Source organism: Anabaena sp. WFMT (assembly GCF_051781005.1).
Lineage (GTDB): Bacteria > Cyanobacteriota > Cyanobacteriia > Cyanobacteriales > Nostocaceae > Anabaena.
In genome coordinates, this window is sequence record NZ_JBPWOA010000006.1 from 463,075 (window position 1) to 487,317 (window position 24,243).

Below are 24,243 nucleotides of genomic sequence, written 5' to 3' on the forward strand. Positions count from 1 at the left end.
TTTTTAAAACTGGTATTATGGTTTGTCAATCTGCAAGAATGCGATGTACAGTTTGTCTGTTTTTTCTATGATGTATGGGTAATTTACGTCATGGATAAAATCCCACACCCCCCTGATGTTCACAGTGAAAACCACGCTGTTGCCAAGCTTGTATATCTACATCTACCAGTTTTGTTACTTGTGAGCATTGGGGCTGAATAATTTGACTTAATACCGCCCAAAACAAACTACGAATCATATCTAAGACTGTTTTTATCCCAGATTCCCGATTACCAGGAATGCCAATTTCCCTAACTACTTCTGGTTCTACCCAAATTCCATGAGCGCCTAAGATAATCTGTGCCATCAATTTGGCTCGGAAAATATGCGTACCAGAAGTAATTAATTTTACTTTCCTTACCTTCCAATTTCGCAAAATTGGTATCCCATAATAAAAATTCTCAAAGGTGGAATTAGCGCAATTCTCTAACCAGACTTGTTCTAAGTCTGCTGCTTCCCGCTGAAAAATTAGCAAAATACAGGGATCTAGTGAACCATGAGAAATTAAGATCGGGATTCGGGGATACTGTTTTGCTAGTTGGGCTACATAAATTTCCCTGCGAATGCTGCCCCCAAGCACGAAAAAAGCATCTATCGGCTGTGAGGAGGCAGAAACTAAGGTTATAGTAGTGAAAGTCAACCAAATACCCAAGATCAAACACAAAGCAACAGCAATATTTTGTAACAACCGCCTGAATTTTCTCAATCTGTTCTTCAAGTAAATTGATGAATTGATGATAAATTTGTGCTTCATAACATAGAAAATAAAAGCTTTGTTGTCTAATATTGATAAATACTGCCATCAAGTCAACAAAGTGCTATCTTAGAAAAAGAATTTAGGGTGTAAAGATGCTGCTGTGACTAGTGTCACATTAATCCTGTGGTTGTTTTTACGGAAAAATAGAAAAATCCAAGAGATTATTCTTAATAAAAAGACAGTAATTTCCACATCATTTACAAGGAAAAAAATGATGAATTAAGCATAGCTGAAGATGAGGATATAAAAACTTAAAAATATCAGGAAAGCCTGATTGCTAAACTGTCAGTAACCCAACTATTCCATCTGAATATACATGAACCAATCTGCGAAACGTCACTCACCGCTCCAAGTAGCCTTGATTGGTGGAGCGATCGCTACTACTGCTACTCTATCTGTATTTGCTCAAGCTTGGACGAGGTGCGTTCACGCGGCTCTACAAGATAGTCCCAAGGCGTTAGTTGACCAGGTATGGCAACTGGTGAATCGTGAATATGTTGATGGCAAATTTAATCAACAAGATTGGCTAGCAACTAGGCAGAGCCTGTTAAATAAAGACTATACTTCCAATGAACAAGCTTATGTAGCCATCCGCGAAGCCCTGCAAAAACTGGGAGATCCCTACACGCGGTTTATGGACCCCAAACAATTTGAAACCCTGACTAGTCAAACATCAGGGGAAGTTTCGGGAATTGGTATTCGCATGGAAGTTAACGAAAAAACCAAGCGATTGACCGTTGTTGAAGCTATAGAAAATTCTCCTGCACTCAAAGCAGGGATAAAATCAGGCGATGAGATTTTGGCAATTGACGGTAAACCAACTCTCAAGATGAAGGTAGATGATGCATCTAACCTGATTCGAGGGAAAGCTGGTACTGCTATCACCTTACGGCTGGGAAGAACGGGAAAAAATGAATTTGATTTGAAGCTGACAAGGGCAACTATAGAAGTCCCCACAGTGCGTTATACCCTCAAACAAGAAGGTGGTCGTCGGGTTGGCTATATTCGTTTAAGAGAGTTTAGCGCCCATGCAGCTGATCAAATGCGTCGGGCTATTCGTGACTTGAACGGTCAAAAAGTCGATTCCTATGTTTTGGATTTGCGAGGAAATCCTGGTGGTTTGTTGCAAGCAAGCATAGAAATTGCGCGGATGTGGTATGACAATGGTGCAATTGTCAAGACTGTAGACCGTGTGGGAGGTAGCGAAGAAACTAAAGCCAATCGTACAGCCTTGACAAATCGACCTTTAGCCGTGTTAGTAGACGGTAATTCTGCTAGTGCCAGTGAGATTCTCACCGGCGCACTCAAGGATAATAAACGGGCGGTTGTTGTTGGTAGTCAAACCTTCGGTAAAGCTTTGGTGCAATCAGTCCATGAACTGACAAATGGTTCTGGGTTAGCAGTTACCATTGCTCACTACTACACTCCTAAAGGTACAGATATTAACCATAAGGGGATTACTCCTGATATTCAACTAGATTTGACAGAAGCACAAGAGCGTCAGTTGGCTTCTAATCCAGATTTAATCGGGACTTTGAGCGATCCACAATATGCCCGTGCGATCGCAGTTCTGTCTAATAGCAAATTTGCTCAACCCCTTGTAATTCCTAACTCACAGCCACTGAGCGTTCGTGCCGAAGACTTGAAATTTTAAGCTTCGTTGTTAGATGTTCATGTATTTCTGTGATTAATTTCCTCCCACTCTGGCAATGCAGGGTGGGATTTATTTTGCAGGAGGCAGAAGAAAGAAGGTGGTATATATTTATTGATATCAGCCAGAAAAATTCAGATTTATGAGTCATCAGCCAGTTGAGGCAAATACCAGCCAAAGCTTACTCCCAAAGGTTTCGGTGGTAATACCTATTTATAATGGTGAGGCAGATTTACCAGACTTGCTTAATTGTCTGTTGTCGCAAAATTATCCCCAAGGCCAAGTAGAGTATTTGCTAGTGGATAATAATAGTAGCGATCGCACTCTCTCCATTATCAAAGCAACTGCTGAAAATTCCCCCATCACTATCCTGCCCTTAAGTGAAAACAAAATTCAAAGTTCTTACGCCGCACGCAACACAGGTATCAGAACCGCCGTAGGTGAAATCATCGCTTTTACCGATGCAGATTGTCGTCCCCAACCCCAATGGCTAAATTCATTAATTCAGCCTTTCATTAACCCAGAAATCGTAATTGTCGCTGGTGAAATTTTGGCACTACCAGGTAAAAGCCTGCTTGAACAACACGCAGACAAGCAAGAAACCTTATCTCAAAAACATACCCTAGCCCATAAATTTTGTCCTTATGGTCAAACTGCAAATTTAGCAATTCGTCGCCATCTCTTCACCACAGCAGGTTTATTTCGTCCCTATCTCACCACTGGTGGAGATGCAGATATTTGTTGGCGTATTCTCAAAGCTAATCTTGGCCGTTTAGAATTTGCTCCAGAAGCCATTGTCCAACACCGTCACCGATTGACAATAAAAGAATTAGCTAGTCAATGGCAACGTTACGGACGTTCTAATCGCTATTTACATGAACTACATGGCGTAGACTTGATGCGTGAAATGGCACCCCAAGACTACGGTTATCGTCTACTACGTTGGTTACTCAAAGAAGTACCAAAGGAAAGTTTCAACAACATCATTGGTAAAGCCAGTCTTGTAGATTTGTTAGAAACTCCCATTGGTTTATTTACCGCTAGAGCGCGTTCTCAGGGGCAAAGAAAGGCAAAGTTGCCAGAAAATGCCAAAATGATTGAATGGTTGTGATACTCTCCGACTCAAAGGTTTGGAGATGCTGAAAAAATCCGATCAACCACCACAAAAATCATCTAATCTCACATCCTTCCAAATCTCAGAAACCTGCCACCCTGTGTTGCCAATAGAGTAAACTACCGGATTATCTCGCAAAGGTATATATTGAGGTCCTTGATTTTCTTCACTTGTGAATGCTGTTTCATCAATTAATGCTTCTGGAGAATACAGAGATTCCTTTTGCAGATTTTGCTCTTCTTCCTCCATATTCTTGATTTTATCGAGAAGGAGTTTTTCGGATTTTTTAATCAGTTTCATAGTTTCTGTATTTAAAATTTTGACAAGTGGACATTAAAGGAAAAAAATTTCCAGACTGATTTTAAGCCAGACCAATATAGTCTTTCAATAACAGTCAGAAAGATCAGCAAAAAGCTCGTATGAAATAGAGTTGTAAAAAACTACCTGCGGAAAACTAGGATACAACAAATTTACAGAAAATACGAGTGGTCTAGTCAAAAATTTATTGATGGTGAGGCTTAAACCCTTTCCTATCCTGCTTCCTGCCTTAAATTACATCCCCAACATTGAAAGTTTTCCCAGCTACTGTTACTTGGTCGTTAGGCTCTAATTTTCGCCCGCGTCGGGTTTCAATTGTGCCATTGACTTTGATCTCGCCATCAATAATCATCAATTTGGCTTGTCCTCCCGTTGCGGTGATACCCACTAACTTTAAAAACTGGTCTAGCTTAATCATGTTAAAACTGGTTGAGAATAAATAATTGTCATTGCTTTTTTACTTTTAAAAAAGGCAATGGGCTACGCCGCATCAGAGGCGATCGCAGATTATTCTATCTTAAATACCTTATTTTTCGTTCTTACTTACGGAATATTGCCTGAGAAAGGTTAGTAAGGTGCGTTAAATGCGGAAAATTGCTTGATTGTTACCGAATTATAGAGTTTGATATACCTTAAAAGACGCTTACTATCAAGCTAAAAATACCAACTTAAATTATCTCTTTTTCTTAACTCCGCGATAAAATTCTCTAGCACAATAACGCACTTAATACCCATGCAAATAGACTGGAAAACTGTCAAAACCTACGAAGATATCCTGTATCAAAAAACCGACGGCATCGCTAAAATCACCATCAACCGTCCCCATAAACGTAATGCTTTTCGCCCTAAGACAGTTTTTGAACTATACGAAGCTTTTTGTGATGCCCGTGAAGATACCAACATTGGTGTAGTTCTATTTATGGGTGCAGGCCCCCACACTGATGGTAAATATGCTTTCTGTTCTGGTGGTGATCAAAGTGTACGCGGACAAGCTGGTTATGTTGATGATGCAGGTATTCCCCGTTTAAACGTTTTGGACTTGCAACGTCTCATTCGTTCCATGCCAAAAGTAGTAATCGCGTTAGTTGCTGGATATGCCATTGGTGGTGGTCACGTTTTACATTTAATTTGTGACCTCACAATTGCAGCCGATAATGCCATTTTTGGACAAACAGGCCCCAAAGTTGGCAGTTTTGATGGTGGTTTTGGTGCGAGTTACCTAGCACGGATAGTAGGACAAAAAAAAGCACGAGAAATTTGGTATCTTTGTCGTCAATATAATGCCGAACAAGCTTTAGAAATGGGTTTAGTTAATACTGTCGTCCCCATAGAACAACTAGAAGCTGAAGGTATACAATGGGCGCAAGAAATATTAGAAAAAAGCCCTATTGCCATTCGTTGTCTCAAAGCTGCATTTAATGCCGATTGTGATGGACAAGCTGGTTTACAAGAACTAGCTGGTAATGCCACCCTACTCTATTACATGACAGAGGAAGGATCTGAAGGAAAACAAGCCTTTCTCGAAAAACGTCCCCCGAATTTTCGGGAATTTCCTTGGTTACCTTAATTAAAATAAGGGCAAAATCGCATCTTGCTGACAGGTGCGATTTTTGAAAAGTAAAAATTGGCAAAACTTAAAATTTTAAAGTCAAATTTTATTTTGAACAAAGAAAAAATTGATTACAGTAATTACAGTAAATAAGGGCAACTAAATTAGGATTGCTGTCGTCTTGACCTCTTGTGGCGAGGAAACTGGTGTTTCTTCCACAGGAGCAAGTGCTAGAATTTCTAAATCTGAATTTAAGTTTTGAGCAACAGGTAAAACTGGTTTTGCTACTGGTAAACTCCAAGAATCTTCTAAAGTTTCCCAAGGAGGTGCAAAGGCTGGTAGTGCTAAATTACACGCTTTCCAAGTACTTTGCACTGGTGCGCCCAATTTCTGACACATTCCACCACGACGACCCTCTGGTTGGTAATGACGGCAATATCGACAGGCAGATGTTAAATGGTTATTAGGTTTCATTTGGGTTCATCTTTAGTGCCGTTTAGGGCTGGTTATCACACTTAAATATTTTCCTTCTATGACAAAATAGGTATAAGAGCCAAAAAGGTATTATTTTATCTGGGTTCTAGCTATTTTTATTAAAAAATAAACTTTAGGATGTCTTTAGAATCTTGTTATATATGTAAATAATTACTAGAGTGGTTACATACTTGTTTTTGGCTAAAACGCATTGGGGATCAAAGTTAAAAGTTTAGCTTTAGATTTAGCCAGGGTTTGAAACTATTCCTTCACACACTCTTAAATCACACTTTAGGAGGATAATTCATCAGTTTCATCGCTCAAGGTTGGATATGATAGCAGATAATTTTCTAATATCTAAAAAAAACTCCTGACTCCTGCCCCCCTTCGACTTCGCGGTAGTTGAGCGTTCACGTAGTGTGTCGAAGACAAGTCGAAACTCAGGGCAAGCCTGCCCCCTGCCTCCTCTCTTAGCACTGTTTAGCAGCACAGGGAGAACAAACAAGCCAACGCTGAAGTTCACCGGGTGGGGTAGGACATTGACACTGGGGACAAAGGGGTAAATTGTGCGATCGCTCTTGCATCGCCCTAGCCCAACCAGCAAAAGCAGTCTGAGCATCATCAACAGATTTTCTAACTTCAGGTTCAGAACCACTCTTAGCACCGAGGTAACTAGGATGTTCTGGTGGTGAAACCGTTGGAGGTTGATTTCCTTTTAATGGCGTAAGCTTCCACTCAGCAGTGGAGAACCGAACATCCATCAAAGGCGCAGGTAACTTTTTATTTAACTTTACAAGTATGGCATTGCGTCCAAAAGTCAAATTTTGCGCCCAAGCAGCACTAGAAGTTGCTACCCACAAAACATCTCGCTGAATTGACACAGGACGAGTTTGAGCCGCAACCTTAGCACCAACAACTTCTACCCAAAACTTAAGCACGTATTGAAATGGTTGTTCTTGCCATTTGGCTTTCTGTTCCAGAATGCCTAAAATATCATTAACAGATTTGAATGACATCTTTTATCCAAACAAAGCAAAAATTGAGCTTGGTATAGAATCTAATAGAATTTAATAAAATTCTAATAAAATTCATCCAGCAGTATTAGGTTTGAGGCATCATGGCAATGAGTCAAAATCCCATAATCGATTCTGGCACTCAACCGCCTAACCAGTCTGGCTTAAAGCCAGTACTAGCCACAGCACTGGCGAGTTTAGAAGTGCAACTAGATCAAGAGTTAACTCGATACCGACGCACACGCAGTGGATTTCGTCCGCCAAAACAAGTTGGTGTAGAGACTTACATGAGTAATCAACCCCAACAAAATGGCATGACTGCAACACTGGGAAAAACTCAGTCAGCAGCAGAAGTTAACACTAACCCAATTCCTCAGCAAAGCCCATCCCCAGAGATAGACAAACAGGAAGAAATTGATCATTTCCATCTGTCTTCTAGCCAAGAGTCTAGCAAAACAGAAACTCCAGCAGATCCAAAATCCATCAGCAGCATAGTACCGACAAAGGTTAAGGCTTCTGAAAATCAAGCACTCCTCCCAGCGGAGGATACTTCTAAACAGCCAGATGACTATTTAGAATCTAGTGAAGCACTGCTACGGAGTTTGACTGAAGAACAACCACAAACCAAGAAATCAAGTAATTCTAGTGACAGCTTGCTATCACCTTTGGGTATTGGTTCTATGCTGCTACTCCTATTGGCTAGTCTGACTTTAGGTTATGTGGTATTCAATCCCAAAACTTTACCGCAATTGAATTTAAGTAAATTATTTAACGTTACTTCTTCATCAAATACTGTAAATACTGAAATAACTGAGAGTAATGCCCCACCAACAGCAGTACCAGAAATTACGCCGATACCCAAATATCCTAATTTGGCTACTCGTGAATTTCCAGAAGTGAAAGATCCTAATGATGTAGTGGGTTTGAAACCTAAAGTCCAACCAACTCCGACACTAATACCTCAACCTATCGCCGTCCAAACCCCAAAAAATCCAGTAGTTCCCCTAACTTCAGTCCCCCCCATCACCCCAATACCTCAGCCTCAGTCAACGGCAATCTCACCAACGCTAAATGAAGAAATCAAACCGTCATCAGATGGGTTCTATTATGTAGTGATTGATAATCAAGGCGCTGGTGCTTTAACTGCTGCGCGGCAAGTAGTTCCTGATGCCTATTTATCCCCTAACCAAAAGTATATTTATCTGGGTGCGTTGAAGACTAAAGAGGAAGTAAAACTCAGGTTGCAACAACTAAAAGCAAAGGGAATTAAAGCTAGTGTACAGAAGTAGGCAGGGAGCAGAGAGCAGGGAGCAGGGAGAGGGGGCAAAAAAAAGATCAATACTCTTTCTCTTCTTCCTCATCCTCATCCGCCCTATCTCCCCAGTCCCCAATCCCCCCTAATGGAGCATAGCCAAGATGGAAGTGATGAAGCGTATTCTGCGGGTAATTCGTTCTAATCTCAATGATTTGGTGAACGGTGCTGAAGATCCAGAAAAAGTGATGGAGAGAGCTTTTCTGGAGATGCAGGAAAATTTGGTGCAATTGCGGCAAGGGGTTGCTTGTGCGATCGCAACTCAAAAACGCACTGAGCGTCAAGCGATCGCAGCTCAATCCAAAGTAGAAGAATGGTATCGTCTCGCCCAACTAGCTCTGCAACAAGGTAATGAACCTCTAGCACGGGAAGCTCTCACCAAACGCCAAGCTTACCAAGAAACTAGTACTTCTCTTTCTATGCAAATGGATCAGCAACAAGTAGTTGTGGGGAAGCTGAAACAGGATATGCGGACACTGGAATCGAAAATTGTGGAGGTAAAAACCAAAAAAGATATGTACATTGCTCGCGCTCGTTCTGCCCAGGCATCTTATAAACTTCAGGAAATGCTAAGTGGAGTTTCTGCCACAACTAGTTTGAGCGCTTGGGAACGAATGGAAGAAAAAGTTTTACAGATGGAAGCGCAAACAGAAGTAATTGCTCAACTTAGTAGTGATGATCTGGAAACAAGATTTGCTAAGTTGAAATCTAGTAATAACATTGATGCTGAACTGACAGCGATGAAAACTCAGATGTTAGGCGAGGTAGATCAAAAAACGCAGGCAGATGGGGAGATGGGGAGATGAGGAGATGGGGAGATGTGGAAGATATTCTCTTCACTACTGATACTGTAAAGTGGTGTAAGCCCTACTCCTGTAGGGACATATTGCTATACGCCCCTACAAAACAACTTACCTGACATTAAAGTAGCTGAATTATAGTGTCATGATTCAGAATGGAGAGAGGATACCAATCCCAACTGAAAAGATTAAATTTAAATAGGTAGCTATTAAACAATACAAAAGCTAACTTTCCAACAAAGCGCGTAAACCTCAACAGGAACAACAAACTTATGGGATTATTTGATCGTCTTAAAAGAGTAATTGGTTCTAATGTTAACGATCTGATCAGTAAAGCCGAAGATCCAGAAAAAATGCTAGAACAAGCCATCCTGGAAATGCAGGAAGACTTGGTACAGCTACGTCAAGGGGTGGCTCAAGCGATCGCAGCCCAAAAACGAACCGAGAAACAGTACAATGATGGGCAAAATGAAATCAACAAATGGCAACGCAACGCCCAACTAGCTCTGCAAAAAGGTGACGAAAACCTGGCACGTCAAGCTTTGGAGCGCAAAAAGACTTACACGGAAACTGGTACTGCACTCAAAGCCAGCCTTGATCAGCAAGTTACTCAGGTAGATAGCCTAAAGCGCAACTTAATCCAGTTAGAGAGCAAGATTTCGGAAGCTAAAACCAAGAAAGAAATGCTCAAAGCCCGGATTACTACCGCTAAAGCCCAAGAGCAACTGCAAGGTATGGTCAGTGGGATGAATACCAGTAGCGCCATGTCTGCTTTTGAGCGCATGGAAGAAAAGGTAATGATCCAGGAAGCCCGCGCTCAGTCTATGGGAGAGTTGGCAGGTGCAGATTTAGAAAGCCAATTTGCGCGTTTAGAATCTGGTAGTGATGTAGATGATGAATTAGCAGCCCTAAAAGCATCATTAGCACCTGCACCTGCACCTATAGCAGAATTACCTCCCTCTCAACCAACCAGTACTCCTAAACCTGTTGAAACTGCTGAACCAGTAGATTCTGAGTTGGAAGCTCTACGCAAGCAATTGGATCAAATGTAAAACGTTTGCAGACAAGAAACTTGAGAAAATCCCGCACCTCTTGGTTGTGGGATTTTGCTTCCTTGGTAATTGGTAAGTAGGTGGGCAGAATAAAACCAAACTGTGTAAAGAAAAGTCAACAAGGCTAAAACCCTTTTTCCCCCTGCTCCCTGCTCCCTGCCCCCTGCCTTATCCCAACGACAATTTTTAACGCCAACCTACTTAATTGGGTGATTAATCTCCCAATACCCCCGTTCCCTGTTCCCTCAGATTGGGATAAAGTGTTTTGTGTGTCAACTTTGATCAATGCCACCTAATGGAGACTTTTAATGAGTAAGGGTGTAATAACTATCACTGATGCTGACTTTGAAACAGAAGTGTTAAAAGCCGAGCAGCCTGTATTAGTTTACTTTTGGGCTTCCTGGTGTGGGCCTTGTCAATTGATGTCGCCAATGATTAACTTAGCTGCTAATACTTACAGCGATCGCTTGAAAATTGTGAAAATGGAAATAGACCCCAATCCTTTAACTGTCAAACAGTATCAGGTGGAAGGTGTCCCAGCGTTAAGGCTAATTAAAGATAGCAAACTCATAGAATCCACAGAAGGAGTAATTACCAAAGATAAATTACTCAGTCTTTTAGAACAGCATTTAAATAATAATTAGCAAATGATTCGTAATTCGTAATTCGTAATTCGTAATTCGTAATTGAAGAGGGTATGAGCCATCACCATAATCTTCGATTTGTTGGTCTGTAATCAGGGCTAATAATGATTATAATTACGGATTATAAATTATCAATTACGAATTATTTTGACTCATCAGCAACGACTAATGACTAAAATGCAATTTGCAAACCGGTTACAACCTCTACAATCTAATGTATTTGCTGATATGGACAGAGCCAAGGCTAGTGCTGTGGCTGCTGGACGAGAATTAATTGATTTATCTCTTGGTTCTTCCGATTTACCGGCGGAAAATCATGTCATTGAAGCGATCGCCAAATCTCTCTATGATCCCAGTACTCACGGTTATTTGCTGTTTCGGGGTACAAAAGGGTTTCGTCAAGCTGCGGCACAATGGTATGAACAAAAGTTTGGTATTAAAGTTGACCCAGAAACAGAAGTTTTACCTCTGATTGGTTCTCAGGAAGGAACTGCTCATTTACCTTTAGCAATTCTCAATCCCGGCGATTTTGCCCTATTATTAGACCCTGGTTATCCTTCCCATGTCGGAGGAGTTTATTTAGCTAGTGGGCAAATTTACACAATGCCATTAAAGGCAGAAAATAATTTTTTACCCGTGTTGACTGATATTCCCGCTTCAGTTTTGGCTCAGTCACGGATGATGGTATTAAGCTATCCCCATAATCCCACGAGTGCGATCGCACCTTTATCTTTCTTCAAAGAAGCCGTAGCTTTTTGTCAGCAAAATAATATCGTCCTAGTTCACGATTTCCCCTACGTAGATTTGGTCTTTACCGAGGAAGAAACTTTTAATCCAAAATCCTTGGTTCCCTCAATTTTGCAAGCTGATCCAGAAAAAAGCGTCTCTATTGAGTTCTTTACCCTGTCGAAGTCTTACAATATGGGTGGTTTCCGCATAGGTTATGCGATCGGTAATGCCGAACTAATTCAAGCTTTAAGGCAAGTAAAAGCCGCAGTTGACTTTAATCAGTATTTAGGAATTTTAAACGGTGCGATCGCCGCACTCACAGGAAATCAAGCTGGTGTCAAAGCTGCCGTTGATACCTTCCGTCAACGTCGTGACGCTTTCATTGATGCCTTACACCGCATTGGTTGGAACGTTCCCACACCCGAAGCAACAATGTACATTTGGGCAAAATTACCTGAACCTTGGAGTAACAATTCTATTGAATTCTGCACCGAGCTAGTTAAACAAACTGGTGTAGCTGCTTCCCCTGGTGCAGGTTTTGGCAAAGCTGGAGAAGGCTATGTTCGTTTTGCTTTGGTACAAGAGCCAGATGTTTTAGAAACTGCTGTAGAGAGAATTGCAGAGTTTCTGAAATAATTGTCAATTCAGACTTCTCTAGCTTCTCTAAGTAAATAAACGTAGAGAAATACGGTAATAATCCTCATATTTTTATTGAAAAAATACAGTAGCTTTATCAAATAAACTGCTAAATTCCTTTAGAGTATATTTGTGTGTTCCACTATTAAGTCGGCAATAGCTACTGCTTATTAGCAAACCTATTAGACATCTAGTGAAAATTAAATGTACGTTTCCTAGAACCCTTGTAGAGACGTTTCATTGAACGTCTCTACTTTTCCGGATATGTCTATTATTAACTCGGCTCAAAGATAGAAATAACCTTAAACTCGACTCTAAAAAAATGAAAAACTCTTTTGGGAAATTGTTAGTTGGTGCATCAATGGCGATTGGTTTGGGTGCTGTAGCAGTTACCCCAGCACAAGCTGGTACTCTCACTGGTGCTACTATTGGTGGAACAGCGGCAAGTGACTATTTTGTCTATGGTGTTTCAGGTAACAATACAGTTAAGATCAACAACCCCACAGCACAAGATTTACAAAATGCTCTCACTGGTAACGCTACCAGCCCTACTGGTAATATTGAATTACGTAAAAGCACTGAACAAGGAACTTTTACTGCAACTGATTTCACTAAAAATACCACTTTGTCAGGGCAAATTGGTGGTAAAGATATTACCCTCAGCAGCTTAACTTATGCAGACTGGTTTAGCACTGGCTCAGGAAATAGTACAGCCTATGGAGCAAATAATCTTGCTACTACTTGGTTTAATACGTTCTTAACTCAAGCGAATAAAGCTAACTATGTTGGGACAGTTCTAGGTAACCTAGCCTATAAAGCATTTTTTGATATCAAAGGTTTTCAACGCTCTAGCGACCCGAATATCTCCTACGTTAACCAAGATGATACAACTGGCTTGATTAAAATTGGGTTAGCAGGTCACTACAATTTAAAAGCTGCTTATTCTGCAACAGGTTCACCATTTGCTACATTTGCAAGTTTACTACCCGCTGGATTTCAAGCCAGTGAAGTTGTCAAGTACACCTATAATGGAGTCACTGACTATCTCTACAGCTTTACAGCTACCAATTCTGGGTTAGTTTCTAATGACGGGACTAACTCCCACAATGGTAATTATGAAGTCACTATTAATGGTGTACCTCCAGCGAAAACACCCGAACCGTCTGTAATGCTTGGTGTGCTTGGTGTTGCTGGTATTGTAGCTGCACAACGCCATCTGAAAAAAGTATCTGCTTAAAACGGAAATTTCAACATTATTAATCTAGAAAATAGAGGTGTAGGGGTTTAGCATTGCTAAACCCTTTGTATTGCAAACAATTATTGTGTATTCCCTAATTGCAGCAGCCAATTTCTTAGAAAAATTTCTTAAAATAAAGAAGGGTATATCTGTCAAATTACCTAACTTTAACCGTGACTTTATCTGCTCAAACACTACCACTAGTTAAAAATCCCGAAAGACTGGAAAACCGTCTTGGGGAAATTCCTGCTGAACCAGGGGTTTACTTGATGCGAGATGGAAGCGATCGCATAATATATATAGGTAAATCTCGCAAATTGCGATCGCGTGTCCGTTCCTATTTCCGGGACTCCACCAACAAGACGGAACGCATCAACACAATGGTCAAGCTGGTGACAGAAATTGAATTTATCGTCACCGACACCGAAGTTGAAGCTTTAGCACTAGAAGCCAATTTAATCAAACAGCACCAGCCATATTTTAACGTCTTACTCAAAGATGATAAAAAATATCCTTATCTCTGCATCACTTGGTCAGAAGACTATCCGCGTATTTTTATTACCCGCAAACGCCAATTAGGAAAAGCAAAAGATAAATACTACGGCCCTTATACAGATTCTGGTCTATTGCGCGAAATAGTCCACCTGTGTAAACGCATATTTCCCCTCAGACAAAGACCACAACCTTTATTTAAAGACCGTACTTGTTTAAATTATGATATTGGTCGCTGTCCTGGTGTTTGTCAAAAATTAGTTTCTACCGAAGAATATCGCAAAATTGTCCAAAAGGTAGCAATGGTATTCCAAGGGAGAAGTCAGGAACTAATTGATATTTTAACAGCACAAATGCAAACTGCGGCTGAAGAATTGAATTTTGAAACAGCAGCGCGAGTTCGTGATCAAATTACTGGCTTAAAGTCTCTGAACGCACAACAAAAAGTATCCTTACCTGATGATACTGTGTCACGAGATGCGATCGCATTGGCAGCAGATGATCAACACGCTTGTATTCAATTATTCCAAATTCGTGCAGGTCAATTGGTAGGAAGATTGGGGTTTGTAGCAGATGCACACGCTGAACCTGGGGCTATTTTACAACGAGTTTTAGAGGAACATTACCAAACTGCGGAAAGTGTAGAAATTCCAACAGAGATTTTAGTACAACATGAGTTAACCGACGGAGAAATTTTGACGGATATTTTAACTCAACGCAAAGGTAAAAAAGTGACAATTTTAGCTCCTTTGCGACAAACTAAGGCAGAATTAATCGAGATGGTAGAACGTAACGCCCAATATGAACTGCAAAGAATGCAAAAATTGGGAAATAGTAATCTCCAAGCTACCCAAGATTTAGCTGCTATTCTCGATTTACCCGATTTACCCCAACGCATTGAAGGTTATGATATTTCTCATATTCAAGGTTCTAATGCGGTAGCTTCTCAAGTCGTATTTATTGATGGTTTACCAGCCAAACAATATTACCGTCATTACAAAATCAAAAATCCTAATATTACTATTGGACACTCTGACGATTTTGCCAGTTTAGCAGAAGTTATTCAAAGACGATTTAGAAAATATATTGAAAATCCGAAATTATCACGGATAGATAATCCTGATTGGCCTGATTTAATTATGATTGATGGTGGTAAAGGTCAGTTATCTTCCGTTGTGGCTATTTTGCAAGAAATGCATTTACTTGCAGATTTACGGGTTGTGAGTTTAGCGAAAAAACGTGAAGAAATCTTTTTACCTGACTCATCTCAACCCTTAAAAACAGACGCTGAACAACCGGGGGTACAGTTGTTGCGACGCTTGCGGGATGAAGCACACAGGTTTGCGGTGAGTTTCCATCGTCAGCAAAGAAGTGATAAATTAAAGCGATCGCGTTTAGATGAAATTCCTGGTTTAGGACAACATCGTCAAAAGTTACTTTTAGCTCATTTTCGTTCTGTTGATTATATCCGTGAAGCTAATCCTGCACAACTCGCTGAGGTGTCGGGAATTGGAACTCATTTAGCGCAGGAGATTTACAATTATTTTCATCCATCTTGAGTAATTTAACTTTATTTTTGCATTAATCATCAATCATTAATCTACCTAAAATTTCATTCCATTTCTCTTTGTGAATTTTTTGAAGTTCAGTATCTGATTCTATTAATTTAGAATAAAGCTCAATAAAATCAGTAATAGACATGATTAACCTTAAATAATATTTGATTGTGGGTATAATTCCATTAACAATTAATTGACATCCATGTTCTAATGCCATTTCTTTAATAACTTCATTAATTTGAGCAGCTTCCGATTTTTTAACATCTTTTGAAGCAAGGATATAATATCTGCCAGGATTGTATTTCAGAATCTTCTCTTTAGCACGATAAACAATTTGCAAAGTTATTTCTTGTCCATGTTTTATTTCTACTGCTTCAACAAGATGATTATTTTTATCAAAAATCTCATGTAATTCATTATAAATTTGTAACAATTTTTCTTTATGATTCATGTTGTTAAACACTGGACTTTATAATTAAATGTGTGGTTTTAGAAGATATTCAGCCTTGAAATTGATAATTTCAGGTTGCATTTTTATATCAGAAAAAACTTGTTTTTTGATTTGATTAGCAAGTTCATACATAACTGGTATAGATACAGAATTACCTATTTGTTTATAACATTCTGCTAAATTATTGTGAGTTTTGAAATTATCAGGAAAACCCATAATTCTATAACACTCTCGCAGCGTTAATTTACGAACTGCATTTTCTTCTGGGATATAAATAAAAAATCTACCTGAAGTTTCTTGAGAAGGTATTGTTGGATGTACTCCTTCTATAGAATAGATTCGATTAGGCTGATGATGAACCCTTGATAAATGTTCTGTGTTTGGCCTCACACCTGTTTTCCAGATATTTTTATTACGATATCCTACAAAAATCAAACCAGATAGTTGTTCTTTTGGATTATCTATCATTGTGTATTCTTGGGGATTTAAATATTCAAATTCTCCAGAACTATACAAAAATTCTCTTAGCTTGGGAAATGGATGAGTTTTCTTGAGAAGCTTAAAATCGAATTTTTTGTCTTTTGTGGCAACAAATACTACTCGTTCTCTATTTTGTGGTAATCCAAAATCTTTAGAATTAAGTATCTCATAATTAACTATATAACCTATATCTTCCAAAGAATATAATATTACTTCTAATGTTTTACCTTGATCATGATGTAATATATGTTTAACATTTTCCAGTATAACTACAGGAGGTTTTATATATTCAATGATTTCACATATATGAAAAAATAAAGTTCCTCTAGTATCATGAAAGCCTTTTTTTCTGCCACAAATACTAAAAGGTTGACAAGGGAAACCAGCCGTTAAAACATCGAAATAAGGTAGATTTTTAAAATCAATTTTTCTGATATCGTCTTCGGGAATTTCTCCAAAATTATTAAAATAGACTTTTTGGCAAGCTTCATTGATTTCACATGAATATACACAGTCATATCCTGCTTTTTCAAAGCCTAATCTAAAACCTCCAATACCTGCGAAGAGATCAGCAAATTTGAGTTTAAATTTTTCCATAAAAAATTAGTCAAGTAGTATCTGATACAAAGAGATTAAAGATTATAGCAAAGTTTAGGACAACATCTTCAAAAGTTGAGATCATGTGGTATGTTTATCCACTAAGTTTCAGAAGCTACAATAATCCTCAACAGCGCTGAATTAATTCCATTTTGGTGAGATACTCACCGGATACCAAATCTTAATTAAATATAAAAATACAAATTTTGTGACTTAAACTACAGTTTTTCTCAGTCTGTAGCGCTTGAATACAAAGACACACTATTTTGAAACAAGAGGGAAAATAAGGCTGTCTCAAAGATTTATAGTCAGGGATCACCAATAACCTCAGAAGAAATCACAGCAAAAGTAAATTTCTATATCTAAAGTGTGAGGGCGATGAAGTATAAAGGTTAGGATAATGACTAAGAATATCAAATTTTTTTCTGTTAAAGTTTTTTAAGAAAAGTTAGCCAATTTGGCGACTTAAATATTTACCCGCTAGAGTTACAGTTTTTGCAAATTTTTCCAAAATTTTATTAAATCCAGGGGTTTTAAAATGCAAGTATTACAAAAAATTCACTGCCCAAATTGCGGCAGTGCAGCTGAACGTCACTACATTGCTGAGAGTCAAATCACACGGACACAATGCCCAAGTTGTGATTACTTGATGATCACCTGCACTCGCACGGGTAAAGTCATTGAGGCTTATGCCCCAGGTATTTACGCCAAAAGGTAAACGATTGGGGACACTTGCCAAAGGCACGGCTAAAAGCCTACGACAAGCTCAGTGCATCGCTGGGGACTGGAGACTGGGAACTGGTTAATAATTTGAAATTACGAATTACGAATTACGAATTACCTTTTACTTGTTCTCAATTGTCCACAAGCTGCGTCAGCTTCTAAACCACGGGAGTAACGGACACTAACAGCGGTGTTTTGCTGTTGGAGAACGTTAACGAAGGCTTGAATACGATCGCGGTTTGGTCTTTTATAATCTACTTCCTCAATGGGGTTGTAAGGAATCAAATTCACATGACTTTGAAAACCCCGTAGACGTTTTGATAATTCCAAAGCGTGTTCTGGTAAGTCGTTTACCCCAGCGAGGAGGATATATTCAAAGGTAACTCTGCGTCCTGTGATTTCTACATATTCTCGACATTCATCCAATAAGTCTTCTATGGGGTAAGCTTTAGCACTGGGAATGAGTTGTTCCCGCAATGCTTGGTTAGGTGCGTGGAGACTGACAGCGAGGGTAATTTGGAAAAGGTGTTCGGCTAGTTGACGAATGCGATCGCGGATGCCTACAGTAGAAACTGTGAGCGATCGCGCTCCTATCCCCACATCTTGATTAATGGATTTAATCGCAGAGATGACATTTTCCGTATTTAACAACGGTTCACCCATCCCCATAAACACCACATTACTCACCCGTTGCTGAAAATCTTCTTGTACAGTTAATACTTGATCAACAATTTCCGCACAGCTAAGATTGCGTTTATAGCCTCCTTTACCTGTAGCACAGAAATCACAAGCCATCGGACAACCAACTTGTGTAGAAACGCATACCGTTAACCGCTTATCACTGGGGATACCAACAGTTTCGACAATTTCCCCATCTGCGAGTTTCAACAGATATTTTACAGTGTCATCCGGGGCAACAGAACGGTAATGTAGAGATGAGCGGCCAATGGGGACATCTGCAACTTGCTCGCGCCAACTTTTTGGAAACACAGAAATATCAGCGAGCGATCGCACTCCCTTATCATATATCCAATTATGCAATTGCTTACCCCGATAAGCAGGTTGTCCCTGCTGCTGAACCCAAGCAGTTAACTCCGCTACCGAAGCACCGAGAAGGGGGGGAACAAGTTCAGAATTTTCGGATGTGGGTAAACCTACTTGAGATACAAACGGTGTAGCAGACATAAAAAATTACTAATTGATGCAGGATCTCTATCCTACAACCCTCAAAATAATTCGTAATTCGTAATTCGTAATTCGTAATTCGTAATTCGTAATTCGTAATTCGTAATTCGTAATTAGAATCAGTGTGTTAGCGTAGTGTAACGCACTAGGAGCTTTAGATGGTGCGTTACTACAAATACTTAGATTTTTTCCAAATTCAAATCAGATTCTTTTATTAACCAAAGGTTGTGCTATTCCAACCCCACATTGAACCTTTTGCATCGGCAAATTCTATGTAAATTCGATTTTTAGGAACACCTAAAACTTGATTAATTTGCTGGCAAAAGTCCTGACTCATAGCGGAAGTTTGTTCAGGTTTCATTGTGCCAACACTCTTAATTTCAATATAGCAAACTGGGTCTGTAGTTCCGGCAAAAGTCATGGGTATTTCTGGTTCAAAAGCAGTCATCACATAAGATTCTGGTTTACCTGTATGTTTAGCTAACTTAGCTGAAAGACCTTTGAGCATTGACTCAATTTCACTCTTTTCCGGGGCAGATACAGAAGTTTGAACTTTAATTAATGGCATAATCAAAAATTTTAAATTGACAATTGCTAATACTAATTCTATGTCAGGTGACACTCACTACGGCTTAATCATTTGATTCTATAGGTAGGGGTTGAGCATTGCGCTTTACCCCTACCTATCTGGGTTTTTCGTAATCTTGCAAAAGTCCATGTCCCAACCGTGTTTAGTATACACAAAATATCAGTTACTTAAGACTCGGTACTCGGTACTCGGTACTAATGATGAGATGAACGAAACAAATGATTATGTTCAGGATGGTATAAACGAGAGCGACCTGTTACTGGTAAAAGTGCGGGGCTAATTACATAAAGTGTCGTTCTCAGTAATTGTTCTTTGTGGGTACAAGTTGCCATTTCGTCAAGAGGAACAACCAGGATTTTTTCATCAGGCCAACCAATGCGAAAGCAGATTGCTACTTGGGTTTGTGCTGGATAATGTTCTAGTAGTTTGGTTTGAGCATCAGCAACATGACGCGCACTCAAATATAAGCAAAGACTAGCTTGATGTGATGCTAAAGTAGCTAATTCTTCTGTCGCGGGGACTTCTGTCCGTCCACTGATGCGGGTGAGGATGATAGTTTGCACTAAACCAGGAACAGTTAATTCTACCTTCAGTTTAGCCGCAGCAGCTTGGAAAGCACTGATCCCAGGGATGACTTCAAAAGGTATGTTTGCCTCGGCTAAAAGCTGCATTTGCTCGTGGATAGCACTGTAAAGACTAGGATCACCGGAATGAAGACGAACCACAGATTTGTGCGATCGCACCCCTTCAATCATAATCGGCAAAATCTCTTCTAAAGTCTTATTTGCCGTCCGAATAATTTGGGCATCTTGACGACAAATATCTAAAATTTGTTCTGGTATTAAGGAATCAGCAAATAAAATTACATCAGCAGCAGCCAGAAGTTTTTGGGCTTTCACCGTCAATAAATCAGGATCTCCAGGCCCTGCTCCCACAATATACACCGCTGATTCTAAGGGATGTTGCATCACACTAGTGGAACTTAAATTATTCGTACATTCACTCATATAAACTCACACAACAATTCAGCAGCAAAAAAAATTTTGGCATTTGCATCAGAGCCTTTCCGGATTAACTTCCTTTGCCTAGTAGAGAGAAATGGTAGATGCACCCTGGTTAAGCCCTAGAGAGAACTCTGGGGCATTTTTTATTTTTAGTCATTGGCATTGGATTATTAACAATCTCCATCACCTTTAGAGGGGGAAACGACATCGGGTAAAGGGCGTTTAAGAAAATAAAGCCAGGCTAAACCAGCCAAACCAAAAGACATTCCTGTTAAACTGACTATTTGCGCTATTCTCAGCGGACCTAGCATCAAGCTATCTGTGCGTAAGCCTTCAATCCACAAGCGTCCTAAGCTGTAGGCTACCCAGTAAACTAGAAATAACGTCCCAACTTTTAGCCTTGGCTTGCTAGATAAAGCGCGAAAAAATAAAGTTAGCAGCAGTGCAAATACCATTAAATCCCACAAAGATTCGTAGAGAAACGTGGGATGGAAGTATTCAAAATTAGCCAAACTAGGGGGACGACGCTCAGGGGGAATATATAACTTCCAGGGTAAGTTCGTAGGGTCGCCAAAAGCTTCAGAATTGAAAAAATTTCCCCAACGTCCGATCGCTTGCCCTAAAATCAGCGAAGGCGCTACCAAATCAGTTAATTGCCAGAAAGATATCTTTTTGAGTTTGGCAAACATTAACGCCGCCGTTACACCGCCGATAATCGCTCCGTGAATGGCAATACCTCCTTGCCAAATCGCAATTATCCGTTCTGGATGCTGGGAATATTCTGACCATTGAAATAAAACGTAATATAGCCTGGCTGCGGGAATAGCTCCAATTACCAGCCAAATTGACAAATCGCTGATTAACTCCGGATCAACATGACGACGTTTTGCCAAATACTGGGAAAGGCTAACGCCAATTAACACAGATGAGGCGATTAACAAACCATACCAGCGGATAACTATTGGCCCTAGTTTTAACAGAATCGGTCCTGGAGAAGTAAATTGAAACCCTAAGGGCAAAGCAAAAAAATCCAGTTCCATGCAAAATTACCTAAAAGAGTTGATTGACTACTGCTACGTTCCCGACCTTAAACATCATAAGCTGGGTGGAAATCAATTCAAAATAGGAAATGGGTAATTGGTAATAGAACAATTAAAAATTAAAAAACTCCTGCACCGAAGAGGCAGAGGGGAAGGGGGCAGGGGGAATGCTCTTTCTCTTCTGCCGTGGGGCGGAACATGGGTATGTTCGCGGAGCGTCTCGTAGAGAAGCCCCGCCCTTGTAGGGCATTCTTACTGGGGCGGAGTAAAATGTCCGTTGCATTTTTCCCCCTTGCTCCCTGCTCCCTGCTCCCCTGCCTCTTCAGTCGCTATAATTACCTAAAGCCGTTTGATATATATGAATGATTGCTATTTATCCTGGGAGCTTCGACCCTATTACTTTAGGACACCTTGACCTTATTCAGAGGGGTAGTCGGCTGTTTGATGGGGTCATAGTGGCTGTATTGCGAAATCCTAACAAAATGCCGCTGTTTACAGTACAACAAAGAATAGACCAAATTCGTCTGACTACAAAACATTTACCTAATGTGGAAGTAGACAGCTTTGACGGTCTGACCGTTAATTATGCCCAAATGCGACAAGCACAAGTTTTGTTACGCGGCTTAAGAGCGGTTTCCGACTTTGAGATCGAGCTGCAAATGGCTCACACTAATAAAACACTTTCTACTCAGATTGAGACAGTTTTTCTGGCAACCTCGAATGAGTATAGTTTTTTAAGTAGTAGTGTGGTAAAAGAGATTGCAAAGTTTGGTGGCTCTGTCGATCATCTCGTTCCCCCACACATTGCCTTAGATATATACCAATGCTACAACCAAAACTCTCCCGCCCTGAATCTAATCACAACGGAAACAACCCCCCACCTCCAGAGCAGCCTACTGGACCAACAGGTGTAGACATTCAGCTAGAACTCAACCGGCTGGAGGATATTGTTCTTTCTGGTCTACAAATTCCGTTAGTAAGACGCACCCTAGTAGATGAAGATAAGCTACTAGAACAGCTTGATTTTGTGCGCGTTTCTTTACCGTCAGTGTTTCAGGAAGCTGCGGAACTCCTCCAACAAAAGGAGGAAATCATGATGGAAGCGGAAGAATATGGACAACAGGTTGTGGAATCAGCACAAGCCAAAAGAGCGCAAATTTTGGCTGAGAGCGATATTGTCAGACAAGCAGAACGGGAAGCTGAACAGTTGCGGCGAAAAGTGCAGCAAGAGTGTGATGCAATGATGCAAGATACTCTGGCGGAGATTGAGCAGAAACGACGTGCTTGTATGCAAGAATTGGAGGAAATGAGACAAAGTGCGATCGCACAAGCTCAAGAAATTGAAGACGGTGCTGATCAATATGCTGATAATGTCCTGGAAAATATCGAACAGGATCTTCAGGAAATGTTGCGAATTATTACTAATGGTCGTTTACAACTGCGAGGAGATATTCCCAAGCAGCGTAATTCACCCAATCCTAAAAAGAGATGATCATTTTTAATTCATAATTGTGGCAAAGTTGAAAATCATCTTGATGCCTTACCTTTTTTGGTATTGCATCCAATTTTTAAACGATATTTTAAACACAGCATACATAAAACCCTATCATTAACCAATCATGAATAATCCCCAACAACCGCGAGAATACGATGCTGTGCTTGGTGATAATAGTCCATCACTAGAAGGAGCAGCGGTTTTAGGTGGTATTGAAGGCGTGAAATTACGGTTGCAAAATCCAGATTTAAAAGTGAGAATTGCTACAATTAAAAAAGCCTTGAATTATGGAGAGCAGAGTTTAGATTTAGTAATTGAAGCTTTGAATGATGAATCTGTAGAAGTAAAAATACAAGCTTATTTATTATTAAATAATCGAATAGAATTAAAAGCTAGACAAGCGTTATTAAAATTTAATCCACAAGGTTTTAAACTAGAACAAATTGAAGTAGTAACAGTTAACAACTTTGGGACAATTATTCAGCGTCAGCAACATATAGCTAGATATTTTATAGAAGATTTAGGCAATGGTGTTAACCTGGAAATGGCTGCAATTCCTGCTGGTAGTTTTATGATGGGTTCACCAAAAGATGAACTACAAAGAACAGATTCTGAATATATTCAACATCAAGTTTCTATTCAAGCGTTTTATATAGGAAAATATACTGTTACTCAAGAGCAATGGGAAAGAGTAGCAGAATTACCAAATATCGATATAGACCTTAACCCCAGACCTTCAGGCTTTTCAGGAAAAAAAAGACCAGTAGAATGTGTATCATGGCTTGATGCACAGGAATTTTGTGCTAGGCTAAGTAAATATACAGATAAAAAATATCGTTTACCCACCGAAGCAGAATGGGAATATGCCTGTAAAGCCGGAACAAATACACCTTTTTATTTTGGTGAAACCATAACCACAGACTTGGTAAATTACTGTGGGAAATATATGTATAACAACACTTGTACTGGAGGAGTGGATAGAAAAGAAACCACCGATGTAGGAAATTTTCTTCCTAACGCTTTTGGTTTATATGATATGCACGGTAATATCTGGGAATGGTGTGAAGATGCTTGGACTGATGACTATAAAAGTATGCCCAAAGATGAGAGTACTTACGTTGATAATAGCAACTTGATTGATCAAAGCAATTTTAAATTAGCGCGTGGTGGTTCTTGGTATGGCCTCCCTAGTTGTTGCTGTTCTGCGTTTCGTAACTACGGCAGACTTTACAGTAGATTCTACTTCAACGGATTTCGTTTAGTGGTTTCCGCTGAGAGAACTCTTTAGTTTTTCCCTTACCTT

25 protein-coding genes are annotated in these 24,243 nt (G+C 39.8%); 14 read left to right on the plus strand and 11 right to left on the minus strand.

Annotated features, from left to right (window positions below):
- Positions 1-88: 88 nt before the first annotated feature.
- Positions 89-793, minus strand: coding sequence for a YdcF family protein (locus tag ACSQ6I_RS06730; protein ID WP_438889597.1), 705 nt, complete (start codon positions 791-793; stop codon positions 89-91).
- A gap of 319 nt (positions 794-1,112) precedes the next feature.
- Here ACSQ6I_RS06730 and ctpB point away from each other — a divergent pair, with 319 nt between their 5' ends.
- Positions 1,113-2,450 (plus strand): carboxyl-terminal processing protease CtpB, encoded by a 1,338-nt coding sequence (gene ctpB, locus ACSQ6I_RS06735; protein ID WP_438889598.1) that lies wholly within the window; start codon positions 1,113-1,115, stop codon positions 2,448-2,450.
- 139 nt (positions 2,451-2,589) lie between these two features.
- A complete protein-coding gene (locus tag ACSQ6I_RS06740; RefSeq protein WP_438889599.1) occupies positions 2,590-3,558 on the plus strand; it encodes a glycosyltransferase in 969 nt (322 codons plus the stop codon).
- A gap of 42 nt (positions 3,559-3,600) precedes the next feature.
- Here ACSQ6I_RS06740 and ACSQ6I_RS06745 read toward each other — a convergent pair whose 3' ends face one another.
- Together ACSQ6I_RS06745 and ACSQ6I_RS06750 are read right to left on the minus strand one after the other, a co-directional pair.
- Complete coding sequence (locus tag ACSQ6I_RS06745; RefSeq protein ID WP_438889600.1) at positions 3,601-3,861, minus strand: hypothetical protein; 261 nt, start codon at positions 3,859-3,861, stop codon at positions 3,601-3,603.
- A gap of 247 nt (positions 3,862-4,108) precedes the next feature.
- Entirely contained in the window at positions 4,109-4,297 is a 189-nt protein-coding gene (locus tag ACSQ6I_RS06750) for an RNA-binding S4 domain-containing protein (RefSeq protein WP_015213699.1), read from the minus strand.
- Positions 4,298-4,612: 315 nt separating this feature from the next.
- On the opposite strand from ACSQ6I_RS06750, the gene menB reads away from it, so the two are divergent.
- A complete protein-coding gene (gene menB, locus ACSQ6I_RS06755) occupies positions 4,613-5,446 on the plus strand; it encodes a 1,4-dihydroxy-2-naphthoyl-CoA synthase (RefSeq protein WP_438889601.1) in 834 nt (277 codons plus the stop codon).
- Positions 5,447-5,587: 141 nt separating this feature from the next.
- Here the strand turns inward: menB and ACSQ6I_RS06760 are convergent, their stop codons facing one another.
- Positions 5,588-5,902: a hypothetical protein gene (locus ACSQ6I_RS06760; protein WP_438889602.1), complete on the minus strand. Its 315-nt coding sequence runs from the start codon at positions 5,900-5,902 to the stop codon at positions 5,588-5,590.
- A gap of 470 nt (positions 5,903-6,372) precedes the next feature.
- Positions 6,373-6,918 carry a DUF721 domain-containing protein gene (locus tag ACSQ6I_RS06765; RefSeq protein WP_438889603.1) on the minus strand — a complete coding sequence of 182 codons (546 nt, stop codon included), beginning with the start codon at positions 6,916-6,918 and terminating at the stop codon, positions 6,373-6,375.
- A gap of 107 nt (positions 6,919-7,025) precedes the next feature.
- Between ACSQ6I_RS06765 and ACSQ6I_RS06770 the strand changes: the two genes are divergently transcribed.
- From ACSQ6I_RS06770 to uvrC, 7 genes are all read left to right on the plus strand, one after another.
- Complete coding sequence (locus ACSQ6I_RS06770; protein ID WP_438889604.1) at positions 7,026-8,204, plus strand: hypothetical protein; 1,179 nt, start codon at positions 7,026-7,028, stop codon at positions 8,202-8,204.
- A 127-nt stretch (positions 8,205-8,331) separates the two neighbouring features.
- The gene (locus ACSQ6I_RS06775; RefSeq protein ID WP_438889605.1) at positions 8,332-9,033 is read left to right on the plus strand and encodes a PspA/IM30 family protein; all 702 of its coding nucleotides are present in this window, start codon (positions 8,332-8,334) and stop codon (positions 9,031-9,033) included.
- A 266-nt stretch (positions 9,034-9,299) separates the two neighbouring features.
- The gene (locus ACSQ6I_RS06780) at positions 9,300-10,079 is read left to right on the plus strand and encodes a PspA/IM30 family protein (protein WP_438889606.1); all 780 of its coding nucleotides are present in this window, start codon (positions 9,300-9,302) and stop codon (positions 10,077-10,079) included.
- Positions 10,080-10,387: 308 nt separating this feature from the next.
- Positions 10,388-10,723, plus strand: a complete 336-nt coding sequence (locus ACSQ6I_RS06785; protein ID WP_438889607.1) for a thioredoxin family protein — start codon at positions 10,388-10,390, stop codon at positions 10,721-10,723.
- 168 nt (positions 10,724-10,891) lie between these two features.
- Positions 10,892-12,088, plus strand: a complete 1,197-nt coding sequence (locus tag ACSQ6I_RS06790; protein ID WP_438889608.1) for an LL-diaminopimelate aminotransferase — start codon at positions 10,892-10,894, stop codon at positions 12,086-12,088.
- Positions 12,089-12,410: 322 nt separating this feature from the next.
- A complete protein-coding gene (locus ACSQ6I_RS06795; protein ID WP_438889609.1) occupies positions 12,411-13,325 on the plus strand; it encodes an NF038130 family PEP-CTERM protein in 915 nt (304 codons plus the stop codon).
- Between the two features lie 173 nt (positions 13,326-13,498).
- Positions 13,499-15,376: an excinuclease ABC subunit UvrC gene (uvrC, locus tag ACSQ6I_RS06800; protein ID WP_438889610.1), complete on the plus strand. Its 1,878-nt coding sequence runs from the start codon at positions 13,499-13,501 to the stop codon at positions 15,374-15,376.
- A 22-nt stretch (positions 15,377-15,398) separates the two neighbouring features.
- Here the strand turns inward: uvrC and ACSQ6I_RS06805 are convergent, their stop codons facing one another.
- Together ACSQ6I_RS06805 and ACSQ6I_RS06810 are read right to left on the minus strand one after the other, a co-directional pair.
- Positions 15,399-15,827, minus strand: a complete 429-nt coding sequence (locus ACSQ6I_RS06805) for a hypothetical protein (RefSeq protein ID WP_438889611.1) — start codon at positions 15,825-15,827, stop codon at positions 15,399-15,401.
- Positions 15,828-15,851: 24 nt separating this feature from the next.
- Positions 15,852-16,904 carry a DNA cytosine methyltransferase gene (locus tag ACSQ6I_RS06810; RefSeq protein ID WP_438889612.1) on the minus strand — a complete coding sequence of 351 codons (1,053 nt, stop codon included), beginning with the start codon at positions 16,902-16,904 and terminating at the stop codon, positions 15,852-15,854.
- Positions 16,905-17,442: 538 nt separating this feature from the next.
- Here ACSQ6I_RS06810 and ACSQ6I_RS06815 point away from each other — a divergent pair.
- A complete protein-coding gene (locus tag ACSQ6I_RS06815) occupies positions 17,443-17,622 on the plus strand; it encodes a replication restart DNA helicase PriA (RefSeq protein WP_323309910.1) in 180 nt (59 codons plus the stop codon).
- A 119-nt stretch (positions 17,623-17,741) separates the two neighbouring features.
- On the opposite strand, the gene rlmN is transcribed toward ACSQ6I_RS06815, so the two are convergent.
- The 4 genes from rlmN to lgt all read right to left on the minus strand — a co-directional run bounded on the left by rlmN (position 17,742) and on the right by lgt (position 21,445).
- Entirely contained in the window at positions 17,742-18,812 is a 1,071-nt protein-coding gene (gene rlmN / locus ACSQ6I_RS06820) for a 23S rRNA (adenine(2503)-C(2))-methyltransferase RlmN (protein ID WP_438889614.1), read from the minus strand.
- A 214-nt stretch (positions 18,813-19,026) separates the two neighbouring features.
- Positions 19,027-19,380 (minus strand): phenylpyruvate tautomerase MIF-related protein, encoded by a 354-nt coding sequence (locus ACSQ6I_RS06825; protein ID WP_127053643.1) that lies wholly within the window; start codon positions 19,378-19,380, stop codon positions 19,027-19,029.
- Positions 19,381-19,595: 215 nt separating this feature from the next.
- Positions 19,596-20,408 carry a precorrin-4 C(11)-methyltransferase gene (gene cobM, locus ACSQ6I_RS06830; RefSeq protein WP_438889615.1) on the minus strand — a complete coding sequence of 271 codons (813 nt, stop codon included), beginning with the start codon at positions 20,406-20,408 and terminating at the stop codon, positions 19,596-19,598.
- Positions 20,409-20,575: 167 nt separating this feature from the next.
- Complete coding sequence (gene lgt, locus ACSQ6I_RS06835; protein ID WP_438889616.1) at positions 20,576-21,445, minus strand: prolipoprotein diacylglyceryl transferase; 870 nt, start codon at positions 21,443-21,445, stop codon at positions 20,576-20,578.
- A gap of 362 nt (positions 21,446-21,807) precedes the next feature.
- Between lgt and coaD the strand changes: the two genes are divergently transcribed.
- The 3 genes from coaD (at position 21,808) to ACSQ6I_RS06850 (ending at position 24,228) form a co-directional block, all read left to right on the plus strand.
- A complete protein-coding gene (coaD, locus tag ACSQ6I_RS06840; RefSeq protein ID WP_438889617.1) occupies positions 21,808-22,359 on the plus strand; it encodes a pantetheine-phosphate adenylyltransferase in 552 nt (183 codons plus the stop codon).
- Positions 22,269-22,937: a DivIVA domain-containing protein gene (locus tag ACSQ6I_RS06845; RefSeq protein WP_438889618.1), complete on the plus strand. Its 669-nt coding sequence runs from the start codon at positions 22,269-22,271 to the stop codon at positions 22,935-22,937. The genes coaD and ACSQ6I_RS06845 overlap by 91 nt, the downstream gene beginning before the upstream one ends.
- Before the next feature lie 127 nt (positions 22,938-23,064).
- Positions 23,065-24,228 carry an SUMF1/EgtB/PvdO family nonheme iron enzyme gene (locus tag ACSQ6I_RS06850; protein WP_438889619.1) on the plus strand — a complete coding sequence of 388 codons (1,164 nt, stop codon included), beginning with the start codon at positions 23,065-23,067 and terminating at the stop codon, positions 24,226-24,228.
- Positions 24,229-24,243 lie beyond the last annotated feature (15 nt).

What these genes read in the sequence shown, in the direction of transcription:
- ACSQ6I_RS06810 (WP_438889612.1), bottom strand. Translation starts at nt 16,904, where the DNA reads ATGGAAAAATTTAAACTCAAATTTGCTGATCTCTTCGCAGGTATTGGA.
- ACSQ6I_RS06730 (WP_438889597.1), bottom strand. Translation starts at nt 793, where the DNA reads ATGAAGCACAAATTTATCATCAATTCATCAATTTACTTGAAGAACAGA.
- ACSQ6I_RS06740 (WP_438889599.1), top strand. Translation starts at nt 2,590, where the DNA reads ATGAGTCATCAGCCAGTTGAGGCAAATACCAGCCAAAGCTTACTCCCA.
- lgt (WP_438889616.1), bottom strand. Translation starts at nt 21,445, where the DNA reads ATGGAACTGGATTTTTTTGCTTTGCCCTTAGGGTTTCAATTTACTTCT.
- ACSQ6I_RS06780 (WP_438889606.1), top strand. Translation starts at nt 9,300, where the DNA reads ATGGGATTATTTGATCGTCTTAAAAGAGTAATTGGTTCTAATGTTAAC.
- ACSQ6I_RS06750 (WP_015213699.1), bottom strand. Translation starts at nt 4,297, where the DNA reads ATGATTAAGCTAGACCAGTTTTTAAAGTTAGTGGGTATCACCGCAACG.
- ACSQ6I_RS06785 (WP_438889607.1), top strand. Translation starts at nt 10,388, where the DNA reads ATGAGTAAGGGTGTAATAACTATCACTGATGCTGACTTTGAAACAGAA.
- ACSQ6I_RS06850 (WP_438889619.1), top strand. Translation starts at nt 23,065, where the DNA reads ATGAATAATCCCCAACAACCGCGAGAATACGATGCTGTGCTTGGTGAT.
- ACSQ6I_RS06805 (WP_438889611.1), bottom strand. Translation starts at nt 15,827, where the DNA reads ATGAATCATAAAGAAAAATTGTTACAAATTTATAATGAATTACATGAG.
- ACSQ6I_RS06795 (WP_438889609.1), top strand. Translation starts at nt 12,411, where the DNA reads ATGAAAAACTCTTTTGGGAAATTGTTAGTTGGTGCATCAATGGCGATT.
- menB (WP_438889601.1), top strand. Translation starts at nt 4,613, where the DNA reads ATGCAAATAGACTGGAAAACTGTCAAAACCTACGAAGATATCCTGTAT.
- ctpB (WP_438889598.1), top strand. Translation starts at nt 1,113, where the DNA reads ATGAACCAATCTGCGAAACGTCACTCACCGCTCCAAGTAGCCTTGATT.
- coaD (WP_438889617.1), top strand. Translation starts at nt 21,808, where the DNA reads ATGATTGCTATTTATCCTGGGAGCTTCGACCCTATTACTTTAGGACAC.
- ACSQ6I_RS06745 (WP_438889600.1), bottom strand. Translation starts at nt 3,861, where the DNA reads ATGAAACTGATTAAAAAATCCGAAAAACTCCTTCTCGATAAAATCAAG.
- ACSQ6I_RS06765 (WP_438889603.1), bottom strand. Translation starts at nt 6,918, where the DNA reads ATGTCATTCAAATCTGTTAATGATATTTTAGGCATTCTGGAACAGAAA.
- ACSQ6I_RS06760 (WP_438889602.1), bottom strand. Translation starts at nt 5,902, where the DNA reads ATGAAACCTAATAACCATTTAACATCTGCCTGTCGATATTGCCGTCAT.
- ACSQ6I_RS06775 (WP_438889605.1), top strand. Translation starts at nt 8,332, where the DNA reads ATGGAAGTGATGAAGCGTATTCTGCGGGTAATTCGTTCTAATCTCAAT.
- ACSQ6I_RS06825 (WP_127053643.1), bottom strand. Translation starts at nt 19,380, where the DNA reads ATGCCATTAATTAAAGTTCAAACTTCTGTATCTGCCCCGGAAAAGAGT.
- cobM (WP_438889615.1), bottom strand. Translation starts at nt 20,408, where the DNA reads ATGAGTGAATGTACGAATAATTTAAGTTCCACTAGTGTGATGCAACAT.
- ACSQ6I_RS06815 (WP_323309910.1), top strand. Translation starts at nt 17,443, where the DNA reads ATGCAAGTATTACAAAAAATTCACTGCCCAAATTGCGGCAGTGCAGCT.
- ACSQ6I_RS06790 (WP_438889608.1), top strand. Translation starts at nt 10,892, where the DNA reads ATGACTAAAATGCAATTTGCAAACCGGTTACAACCTCTACAATCTAAT.
- rlmN (WP_438889614.1), bottom strand. Translation starts at nt 18,812, where the DNA reads ATGTCTGCTACACCGTTTGTATCTCAAGTAGGTTTACCCACATCCGAA.
- ACSQ6I_RS06770 (WP_438889604.1), top strand. Translation starts at nt 7,026, where the DNA reads ATGAGTCAAAATCCCATAATCGATTCTGGCACTCAACCGCCTAACCAG.
- ACSQ6I_RS06845 (WP_438889618.1), top strand. Translation starts at nt 22,269, where the DNA reads ATGCTACAACCAAAACTCTCCCGCCCTGAATCTAATCACAACGGAAAC.